Source organism: Calothrix sp. CBUCES-K 9914 (assembly GCF_059640475.1).
This window is the reverse complement of the sequence record NZ_JBXXZH010000495.1, coordinates 1-2,669: the sequence shown is the minus strand read 5'-3', so window position 1 is coordinate 2,669 and position 2,669 is coordinate 1. Positions and strand designations below refer to the sequence as shown.

2 protein-coding genes are annotated in these 2,669 nt (G+C 37.8%); one reads left to right on the top strand and one right to left on the bottom strand.

Features of this window, described 5'->3' with window-relative positions:
• The first annotated feature begins 261 nt into the window (after nucleotides 1-261).
• Entirely contained in the window at nucleotides 262-1,542 is a 1,281-nt protein-coding gene (locus AC2JBO_RS44410) for a peptidoglycan-binding protein (protein ID WP_496959995.1), read from the top strand.
• Nucleotides 1,543-1,681: 139 nt separating this feature from the next.
• Here AC2JBO_RS44410 and AC2JBO_RS44405 read toward each other — a convergent pair.
• Nucleotides 1,682-2,669, bottom strand: a 988-nt coding sequence (locus AC2JBO_RS44405; protein WP_496959994.1) for a tetratricopeptide repeat protein, incomplete at its 5' end; no start/stop codon positions are given.

Here is a 2,669-nt window from a genome sequence, read left to right as displayed (position 1 = left end):
TACAGCAAAATACTTTAACTGTTCCTGTACGCAAATCAGAATCGGAAGCGATGCATTCTTGAGTATTAGTACTGAATAGAGGTGAAATATTGATTACGTGTACGCGATTCTAGATTCTACAGTGAGCAAATTTGATGATTTTTTTGATTCAAGGCGCCTACCGGATTTTTGTGACAGGATAAAAGCTAACATTTATCTGCGAATGAAGTTATCGTATTAATCGGTAACTTACAATACGTGTACTGAATCAAACTTTTTGATATGAGGCTATGCGGTTCTTCCATCCTGATTACTAGCTGTTTGCTTTTTGGGTTTTACCCAAATCAAATTGCCCTATCGAGTCAAAAGCTACTTGATATAGTAAAATTAGCGCAAGCAACACCGACGACTGTCAGTAGTCCTGACAATTCTCAACAGCAAAACAAGAACACAAGTACCGAAACTAGCAACCAGCGTATATTAAGACCTGGTAATTCAGGAACGGAAGTTAAAGCATTGCAAACCAAACTCAAACGGTTAGGATTATATACTGATGATATAGATGGTGATTATGGTGTTAGTACGCGCATTGCTGTATCACGGTTTCAAGCAGAGAATAATTTAGCAGCAGATGGAATTTTGGGCAGCACAACTCGTGCAAAAATTAATGCTGCCGTTTTACAGAAAACGCAACCCAAACCAACACAAACAGCTACAGCAACTCAAAAAGCCCCTGCAAATGGTAATGGTGGGAGAGGTTTATTTTGGTGGGCATTAGTTGGAATTGGGTTATTAGGAACTTTAGGTGCTATTGCTTACTTATTACGAAAATTTAGCCAACCTAAACGAGAGGTAGCTGGTTTCAAAGCTATAAACTCGTCCGTTATGAACACAGACGATGTTGAAGGAGTAATTCCTCATAAAGATTTGAGCCATGAGCTACAAGAACCCAAGGTAATGGCTTTACCACCTCAAAAGCAAAGAATTATTCAAGACGTTGAGTCAGTAGCTGAGATAGAACTACATAATGAGACAAACTATGAGACAAATTTAAATGGTCTACACAATGGTTTGCATGACCCAAATGTAACTAAGAGCGAGTTACTTGCACCGGAAACCACTTCTCGTCTTGCGAAAGTTAATATTGTTGACGAATTAGTTAAAGACCTTCGTAGTACTGACCCAAATAAACGACGCAAAGCAATTTGGGATTTAGGACAGCAGGGAGACTCACGCGCGATTCAACCGCTTGTAGATATAATGATAGACGCTGATTCGCAACAGCGCAGCTTGATATTAGCAGCTTTATCTGAAATTGGTACTCGTACCCTCAAACCAATGAACCGCGCGTTAGCAATGTCACTTCAAGATGAAAGTCCAGAAGTTCGACAAAACGCTATTCGTGATTTAACGCGCGTATACGACATGATGACACAATTAAGTCAAATGTTATATCTCGCTACCCAAGACAACGACGCGAATGTACAAGCAACAGCAAAGTACGCACTATCACAAATGAATCGAATTCGCTCACTGGCGCCAGACACTTCACCCGAAGAATAACGTTTCTTGTAGCATAGGCGTCACGCCTGTGCAGTAAGTTTGTAGGGTGGAGGAACTTCACCATTTATATTTTTGGTACGGCTTGAAATACCTTAAAATAAATGTTGCCCCACCACAAAGACTCAAAGTAATATTTAATTTACCAAGGCAAAAATTTAGATAAGTAAGAACCTAGTGTGGCGCCTGGAGTACGGGATGTAGGTTCAAGTTCTTCAATGCGGTTTAGCATATCTTGGTACTTGCTTTCTTCCCCTTGTTGTTTATATAAATTCGCTGCTTGACTGTAATCTTGAATTGCGGCTTGATTATCTCCTAAATTACTGTAAGCAAATCCTCGGTTGTCATAAGCACAGGCACTGTTAGGATTAATTTCGATAGCTTGGTTGCAATCTTTAACTGCGGCTTGGTAATCTCCTAAATTATTGTAAGCTAATCCTCGGTTATTATAAGCATATGCATGGTTAGGATTAATTTTAATAGCTTGGTTGTAATCTTTAATTGCGAATTGATAATATCCTAAATCATTGTAAGCTACTCCTCGGTTATTATAAGCAGTTCCAAAGTTAGGATTAATTCTAACAGCTTGGTTGAAATCTTCAATTGCGGCTTGATTATCTCCTAAATTATAGGAAATTAAACCTCGGTTGTTATAAGCAGTTGCATGGTTAGGATTAATCATAATAGCTTGGGTACAAACTAGAATTGCGGCTTGGTAATCTCCTAAACTATTGTAAGCTAATCCTCGGTTATAATAAGCATCTGCAAGGTTAGAATTAATTGTAATAGCTTTGATGTAATCTTTAATTGCGGCTTGATAATCTCCTAAACTATTGTAAGCTAATCCTCGGTTATTATAAGCATCTGCATCGTTAGGATTAATGTTAATAGCTTGGTTGTAATCTTTAATTGCGGCTTGATAATCTCCTAAATTATCGTAAGCTAATCCTCGGTTATAATAAGCATATGCACAGTTAGGATTAATTTTAATAGCTTTGATGTAATCTTTAATTGCGGCTTGATAATCTCCTAAATTATTGTAAGCTAATCCTCTGTTGTTATAAGCATATGCATCGTTAGGATTCATTTTAATAGCTTGGTTGTAATCTTTAATTGCGGCTTGATAATCT